This window comes from Bacteroides sp. AM16-24, from assembly GCF_003471885.1.
Taxonomy (GTDB): domain Bacteria; phylum Bacteroidota; class Bacteroidia; order Bacteroidales; family Bacteroidaceae; genus Bacteroides.
Window position 1 is genome coordinate 177304 of the sequence record NZ_QRKI01000013.1, and the last position, 8702, is coordinate 186005.

Annotated in this window: 6 protein-coding genes; 1 reads left to right on the forward strand and 5 read right to left on the reverse strand. The window is 43.7% G+C overall.

Going from position 1 to position 8702, the window contains the following annotated elements; all coding sequences use genetic code 11:
- Nucleotides 1-4 precede the first annotated feature (4 nt).
- The 5 genes from DW182_RS15460 to DW182_RS15480 form a co-directional block, all read right to left on the reverse strand.
- Nucleotides 5-3988 (reverse strand): hybrid sensor histidine kinase/response regulator transcription factor, encoded by a 3984-nt coding sequence (locus tag DW182_RS15460; RefSeq protein WP_044154773.1) that lies wholly within the window; start codon nt 3986-3988, stop codon nt 5-7.
- A gap of 58 nt (nt 3989-4046) precedes the next feature.
- Nucleotides 4047-5165, reverse strand: coding sequence for a DNA-processing protein DprA (gene dprA, locus DW182_RS15465; protein ID WP_118296080.1), 1119 nt, complete (start codon nt 5163-5165; stop codon nt 4047-4049).
- Between the two features lie 12 nt (nt 5166-5177).
- Nucleotides 5178-5591, reverse strand: coding sequence for a thioesterase family protein (locus DW182_RS15470; RefSeq protein ID WP_118296081.1), 414 nt, complete (start codon nt 5589-5591; stop codon nt 5178-5180).
- 121 nt (nt 5592-5712) lie between these two features.
- Entirely contained in the window at nt 5713-6996 is a 1284-nt protein-coding gene (locus DW182_RS15475; RefSeq protein ID WP_118296082.1) for a peptidase U32 family protein, read from the reverse strand.
- A gap of 103 nt (nt 6997-7099) precedes the next feature.
- Nucleotides 7100-7564, reverse strand: a complete 465-nt coding sequence (locus DW182_RS15480) for a DUF2059 domain-containing protein (RefSeq protein ID WP_007660924.1) — start codon at nt 7562-7564, stop codon at nt 7100-7102.
- Between the two features lie 90 nt (nt 7565-7654).
- Between DW182_RS15480 and dusB the strand changes: the two genes are divergently transcribed.
- A complete protein-coding gene (gene dusB, locus DW182_RS15485) occupies nt 7655-8644 on the forward strand; it encodes a tRNA dihydrouridine synthase DusB (protein WP_118296083.1) in 990 nt (329 codons plus the stop codon).
- The last annotated feature ends 58 nt before the right edge of the window (nt 8645-8702 follow it).

Here is an 8702-nt window from a genome sequence, read left to right on the forward strand (position 1 = left end):
CCGCTTAGGAATTCGTCTCTCCCTGCCTCTGCAAATATTCTGTCGGCGTAACACCAAACTCTTCCTTGAAACATTTAGTAAAATATTTAGGACTACTGAAACCTATGGCATAGGCAATCTCCGAAATATTTAGTGTCCGGGCAAGAAGCATCATACAGGCACGTTTCATCTTGACATTCCGCACGAAATCTAAAGGCGTCATTCCGGTCATGGACTTTATTTTGCGGTACAGGGTAGATTTGGACATATTCATTTCTGTAGAAAGATGTTCAAGATCGAACTCCGACTCTTCAAGATGTTGTTCTATGCTATCGATAATAGATTGCAGAAACTGTTTATCCGCCGATGGATAGGCAAGTCCTTCCAGATTGATATTTTCTTCTTTACGAAAAGCGGCCTGACGCATCTTTGAAGACCGTATCAGGTTATCCACGCGGGCAAAGAGTATCTTCAATTCAAAAGGCTTGGCAATATATCCGTCCGCACCGGCCTCATAGCTTGCCACCCGGTCGTCGATACCATTCTTCGCTGTAAGTATGATGACAGGAATATGATTAAAACGCATATCCCCCTTGATACGTGTGCAAAGCTCCCAACCGTTCACGTCGGGCAGCATGACATCGCACAGGATGACGTCTACCTCATTGTTATTCAGCTTTTCCCAGGCATTCTTCCCATCTACAGCCGTCAACACGGTGAACCGTTCCTTAAATATCTCCTTCATCATAAAGAGCAGTTCGGTATTATCGTCAATAAGCAACAGTGTGAGCTTGTCCGTGTCATCGGACAAAACGGCACAATCTTCGGAGTACTGTTCGTCCGGAGCAGATGATGAGACCATCGTTTCATCCACCAGTTCATCCGCTGCGTAGCTCTCCTTATCAATAGGCAACTTTACCGTGAAACACGTGCCTTGTCCTTGAACACTTTCTACCATGATAGTACCGTGGTGAAGATTCACCAGGTCTTTCGTCAAAGAAAGCCCGATACCATTTGATTCAATTCCCCTGTTTTTACGGCTACTATAGAAGCGGGTGAAGACATGCTCTATCTCTTTGGCAGGAATCCCGATACCCTCATCTTCCACCTTCAACAACAACATTCTATGATTTTCTTCACAAACTTCAGTCCGTGCCTCGACGATAATCCGTTTATTCTCCGGGGTATACTTAATAGCGTTGGACAACAGGTTATGCAATATCTTATCCAACTTGTCAAAGTCCAGATATCCAAATTCTTCTTCTGCCCGAATGCGAGTTTCCAATGTGATATTCTTCTTTAGGGCAAGAGGAAGGAAGTTTATCCGACAGATATTCAAGATGAACTCATTAATCTCTCCTTCAGAAACATTCAACTTCAACTTCCCCACATCCATTTTCCTGAAATCGAGCACCTGCTGTATCAGCCGTTTCAACTTATCTACATTGGCTCTCAACATTACGGCTTGTTGCTCCATATTCGGTGCTTTCTGGTCTAAATAATCAGATATACAGGATATAACGGTGAGAGGCGTCAATAATTCATGGGAAACATTAGTGAAATAAGTAAGTTTCGTACGCGTTAGTTCTTCTTGCAGCTTGACTTCACTCTTCAACCTGATGCGGCGCATGTAGAGCCGGATTACAGTATAGAAGCAGAGCCCGATTAAGAGAGCATAAACAAAATATGCAAACCAAGTCTCATAAAAAGCCGGTTTCTTCTCAAGAATCAGCAATACACTGTCTTCAGTCCATTTGCCCTGTTCATATTCCAGTTTCAACCTAAACTTATAGGTCCCTCTTTTCAACTGATTGTAAAAAGCCGAATATTTATCATGATTCAAAACAATCCAGTCTTTGTCAACCCCTTCCAGTTTATAAGCAGCCCGGCACCTGGCATTGAGTGAATATTGAAGAGGAGAAAAAAATATCTCTATATTCCGGTCGTTCGGATCGAGAGATATATTTTCCACTGTATTCTCCTCCGAAGTATAAGGGAAGAAAATACTTTTATCCCCTACCTTGACATCCGTGATAACTGGATTGGAATAAGCTTTACTCTCCTGCGAAGTACCAACAGAACGTATATGTGTAACCCCACGGTGTCCACCGGCATACAATCCCCCCTGACTGTCTCCACTAAAGGCCCTGTATCTGAAAACATCTACCAGCATATTGTCATCCGAAGTAGTGTAACCTGTATAAATCTTCCGACGAATATCATAACAAAGTATTTTTTTATTCGTAATAATCCAGACGTTTCCTTTATTCGATAATAACCCGAGTACGGAACAGTCATCAATGACATCATCCAAACACATATTTGCTAATGTCTGTTTATCTTTATCAGACTTGAAAATCTTTCCCAAAGAGGAGATTACCCACAAACAGCCTTCTTCATCTACACATATATTCTTTACCTCTTCTTTCTCGTAGAAATAAAGCATAAGGTTTCCCTTCTGTTCATAACTGATTTTATTATCAGCATAATGCAGCCGATAGACCTGTTTATCTGCTGATATCCCCCAGATTCTTCCCTGCATATCACAAGCCAAAGAAGACATTAGCGGAAGAGCGGCATCCTGGTTTATCAAGTTCCGAACATCAGGACACTTTACATATATATTATTCCACGTAGTTATCCACAGATTACCGTCACCATCTTCCACCAGCCCCTTTATCATTTCTTGTTTCTTTATCAATTCTGACAGGTCAACATCTTCTGCCACCTGTACTCTGAGATTCTGGTTGGTAAGCCGTATCAAGCGGGTAACACCACGGATACTGGCCCACACTCCGGATTTAGAACAGGATTTTATCAGAATATCTGCCTCTCCCAAATTCCCCGTCTTACTGATATCTGCAAAGGCATCCCGGGACAAATCGTACAGGCAAAGTCCATATCTGTCTTGGCTCATCCATAAAACATTATCTCCATCCAAGCAAAGATTAAGTAGATTGGCATCCCATCCTGTTTGTTCCTTAAACTGACGCAAAGGATAATTATCTATATTCGAATTATCAAAGAAAATGGTATAAGCCATATCATAAGAAGCCAACCACAAATTACCTTCTCTGTCTTTTCGTATTCTGGTGTACATCATCTGTGTATCTACCAGATCGTGTATATCGACCTGCTTCAATGTCCCTTCGCCTGTATATTCTAACGCATAGAGCCCTCCATAAGATAACAGCCAAAGATAACCGAAAGTATCATCCTGGGTCATACTGAAAAAGATAGGTTCAGTCTCACCGCTTCGGGGATTCAGTACATGGTGTCGCTTATAACATTCTTCTCCTGCCTTATCCGGGAAAAACTGCCACAATCCTTCTCCCCATGTGCCTATCCAATAGTTTCCCGAGCTATCCTGGAACATAGTAAAAAATGAGTTCCCTTTTTCAAGTTGCGGATAGCCTACGAAAGAGTCAGTATGCAGATCATATTTGAACAAACCTGCATAGGAAAGTACCCATACCGATCCTCCAGAATCTACATATATAGAATTTACAGTAGGGCTTTTACCCGATTCAGAAGAAAGTTCATATTCGCGTATAACATGAGCAGTGGAGTCACACTTATAGATTTTTCCTCCGGAGGCTATCCAGGAGATTTCGTTTTTATCAATTACTATATAGTCTATTACCCTATTCCGGAGTCTTTCATCAGGGAATGGTATGACCTGGCAAGTCTGTTTATTATAGAGGTTAACACCTTTTCTCGTCGCAATCCATACATATACATCATTATCGGTTATGCATACGATAGAATTGTCACTTAATAAGTTCAGGTTTTTATAGTCGGAACGGAAAGTCTGTAATCCATAACCGTCATATCGTGCCAGACCATTCGTAGTACCAATCCAAAGATAACCTGTGCGGTCCTGATAAATATCAAAGATTTCATTGGAAGACAATTGATAGAAGAAAGGAAACTGTCTGGAAAGCATATGCTGTGCACATACAAGCAATTCTCCACATAATAGGAACAGACATAAAATAAGGTATTTCATAGCATTATGACATGGTAACGCAAGCAAAGATATGAAAAAATATCGTTCTACAGACGACTCACATTAATAAATGATATACTCCTCCCACCATTGCACGAACCACCCCTTTCATCTCCAACTCGAAAAGCAAACCAGTCATACGGTTCACAGGAATATCCGCTTCTACTACCAGTGCATTGACGTGTAGATCTCCTTGGCGGGTAAGAATACCTACAATACATTCCTCGTCTTTACTCAATTCTGGAAAAAGATCACGTTGAATGCCTTCCGGCTTAACGGGTTCTCCGGCAGGATTCCAGCCCATAGCTTCTATAAAATCTTCGGCAGACTGGATGAGAGCGGCTTTATTCTCACGTATCAGCAGATTGCACCCTCTTGAAGATGCGTCTGAAGTACGTCCCGGAACAGCAAAACAATCACGGTGATAGCCTACGGCAAGGTCCGCTGTAATAAGAGAACCTCCTTTATCGGCTGATTCTACCACAATGGTAGCATCGCTCATACCTGCTACAATACGATTGCGGCTTACAAAATTGTGACGGTCGGGATTGGTTTCGGTAAGGAATTCAGTGAGTAGTCCACCATTTTCTAACATATCAATAGCTGTTTTACGATGGACATAAGGATATATACGGTCCAGCCCATGGGCCAGAACCGCCACTGTGGAAAGATGGTTAGCCAATGCTGCACGATGGGAATGAATATCAATGCCATAAGCCAGGCCACTCACAACCAGGACATCGGGACAGGAAGCAGACAAATCACGAAGAAAGTCTGCACAAAACTGTTTGCCATATTCCGTAGCATTACGGGTGCCTACCATATCAATAACGCGAAGACGGTTGAAATCAGTATTACCCTTGAAGAATAGAACTACCGGAGCATCTTCACACTCACGCAAGCGAGAAGGATAAGATTCGTCTTTTAACGTAAGGCAGGTCAGGCGATTCTTCTCCACAAATTCCATCTCATGTTCGGCACGTAGAAAAGCTGCGGGGTTATCAAGTGCAGCAACCACAGCGGGACTTACACCGGGAAGGAGTTCGGGCAATTCTTTACGCAGACGGAAGACTTCGGCAGCACTACCTATACCGTCTATTAAACGCTTCGCCCCGATATGTCCTATACCGGGGCAAAGTGTGAGGGCTATACTGCAAATACGTTCGTCGTTATTCACGATAGTTAGTGATTAGAGATTATCGGTAAGATAAGGCGCAAAGATTTTATCAAACAGTTCGCTGTCGCTCAAACGTCCGTTCACTAGACAGACCGTATCCACCATTGCCTTGACTACTACTTTATTGTCACTCTTCCTGAAGATGTCCTGATAGAAAACATACTTGATGCCTTCCTTCTTCATATAGAGTTTGGAAACAAACTCGTCGCCACTCTTCAACGGAGTTTTAAACGCCATATTGATGCGTGCCACCACAGGGTCTACACCTTGCTCGTGCAACTTGGCAAAACTTACGCCTGTTGATAACAGGAACTCATGTCTGGTATGTTCCAGATAATGCTGATAGTTCGCATTATTCACGATGCCTTGCAGGTCGCACTCATAGTCGCGCACCTTCATCTCCAACTCATAGATATACTTTTCCATAATAAAACTTAAATGACACACTTATGGCACACTTTCTTTGAAAATGATACACTTGTGACACACTCTATTTGAATCATTTTACAGGTATAGCTTTACACTTATAAAGTGTATCATAAGTGTATCATCCGCGAGTTTTTTCAATGTCCAGTCCTTTGAATTTCTTTAATTCTTCCGTAGAAACCAACTTGTAAAGTTTGTCACTGGGACGTATTTTGTCCGCTTTCATCGAGAAATGCTGTCCTTTCTTCACCGTTTGCACAGGTTTCAGATCAACGCGGGCCTCATCGAGCGTAGTAAATACCGCACCTGTAGTGGGTCCCGTAATCAGTAACTTATCACCTACATTCAACTCCGCAGCTTCTACCAAGAATTCTGCCACACCGATATTAGAGAAATACCTGACGCCCTTGCCTACATATATTTTCCGTTCCGTAGCTGCAGAACCGTAGTTCTTTGTCCATTCACCAAGGCGTTGGCCCAAATAGTAACCATCCCAGAAACCACGGTTGAATACTGTTTTCAGGCGTTCATCCCATGCGGCAATCTTTTCATCGGTAAACGTACCGTCCAGATAAGAACGGATAGCCTCTTTATAGCACTCCACTACCGTACGGACATACTCCGGTCCACGGGCACGCCCTTCTATTTTGAATACCCGTACGCCTGCATCCAGCATCTTATTCATAAAATGAATGGTTTTCAGGTCTTTGGGAGACATGATATACTGATTGTCCACTTCCAGTTCCACATCCGTCTCTTTATCACGTACCGTATAAGAGCGGCGGCACACTTGCATACAGGCACCCCGGTTAGCCGAGTGATTCATCTCGTGAAGTGAAAGATAACATTTTCCGGACACTGCCATGCAAAGCGCACCGTGGCAGAACATCTCGATACGGATAGGTTTCCCGTCGGGTCCGCAGATATTTTCTTCGCAGATATGACGGTAAATCTCGGCTACCTGTTCCAGATTCAATTCGCGTGCCAACACCACTACATCAGCAAACTGTGCATAAAAGCGCAGTGCTTCCACATTCGAAATATTCAATTGCGTGGAAAGGTGTACTTCCTGACCTATCTGCCGTGCATAACCCATCACAGCCACATCCGCAGCAATCACTGCAGAGATACCGGCAGCTTTTGCAGCATCTACAATAGTGCGCATCAGCGTCAAGTCCTGGTCATAAATAATGGTATTGACGGTGAGATAACTTTTCATTCCGTGCTCACCACACGTCTGCGCTATTTCCTTCAGATCGTCAACGGTGAAAGTATTCGCCGAACGGGCGCGCATATTCAGATTCTCAATGCCGAAATAGATAGAATCAGCACCCGCCTGGATAGCTGCTGCAAGTGATTCGCGCGAGCCGACGGGAGCCATGATTTCAAAATCTTTTAAATCCATAAATCATATATTTATAAGCTACGAGTTACCGGCTACAAGCTACAAGTGGCTGCGCTATGTTCCGAAAGGACTCGTAGCCGGTAGCTCGTAGCTTGTAACTTACTCATTTGTTTCCCTGCGCATCCAGGTCTTTCTGGAGTTCAGTGGCAATCTCCATGCCCAACTGTTGTCCGATCTGCATACCTTCGGTCATCATAGCAGGCGTAGATGCGCCCAACTTCTTTCCGACGGGTGTTTCATAAAAAGCAACGATTTTCTTCAAATCATCCAGTGTAAGATACTTCTGATAAACAGGAGCATAAAGTTCCGCCAGCTTACTTCCGAATTTTGTTTCCCACTTTTTCTGGAAACCATCCCAAAAAGCGGTTGAAGCCGAAGGCGACTGTTGTTTCAACATAGCTATCATCTGCGGTACCATAGCCTTTGCAGATGCCATAGAACCGGATAATTCAAGCATTTTTTCCAATGTAGCCTTGTACTCGTCATTTGGAGCCTGTGCAGAAACAGAAGATGCAGCAGCAAACAGCATGGCTACACACATCACTACTAAAACCAAACCTTTTCTCATAATTCTATATTAGTTAAATAAATGAATGATACAAAGGTAGGCTTTTTTCCGTATTTTTGCAGCGAAATAATCATTTAGTTCAATTCATCCATGAAGATAGGCCACATAGATCTGGGCGAACGCCCCATATTTTTAGCTCCGATGGAGGACGTCACCGACCCCGCATTCCGACTGATGTGCAAGAAGTTTGGCGCCAATATGGTGTACACCGAATTTGTATCGGCAGATGCCCTGATACGTTCCGTCAGCAAAACCGAGCAGAAACTGAATATCAGTGACGAAGAACGCCCCGTAGCCATACAGATATACGGTAAAGACACAGAGACCATGGTAGAGGCCGCACGTATTGTGGAAGAAGCACGACCGGATATTCTTGATATTAACTTTGGCTGTCCCGTAAAGCGTGTAGCAGGCAAGGGTGCAGGTGCAGGTATGTTGCAGAATATTCCCAAGATGCTTGAAATTACCCGTGCCGTAGTGGATGCCGTAAAGATACCCGTCACCGTAAAAACCCGTTTAGGCTGGGATGCCAACAATAAAATCATCGTAGATCTTGCCGAGCAGTTACAGGATTGCGGTATTGCTGCCCTCACCATTCATGGGCGTACCCGTGCACAAATGTATACCGGTGAAGCGGACTGGACACTTATCGGTGAGGTGAAGAAGAACCCGCGGATGCACATTCCCATTATCGGTAACGGAGATGTCACTACCCCTCAAAGGGCAAAAGAATGTTTTGAGCTTTACGGAGTAGACGCAATCATGATAGGTCGTGCCAGCTTCGGCCGTCCATGGATATTCAAGGAAGTAAGGCATTATCTGGAAACAGGAGAGGAATTGCCTCCGCTGAGTGCAGAATGGAAATTAGGTGTATTGCGTCAGGAAGTAATAGACAGCGTCAATCTGTTGGATGAACGAAGAGGGATTCTGCATGTACGCCGCCATCTGGCAGCAAGTCCATTGTTTAAGGGAATACCCAATTTCCGGGATACACGCATCGCCATGCTACGGGCAGAAACGAAAGAAGAGTTGTTTCGTATATTCGACGACATCGAAAGTTCTTTATTCTCTGCATTATAATATTTGAAGTAAAGGTTTTTCTCCTGAAGAACTTGAAAAGTTGATCTCCCTTTTCTCC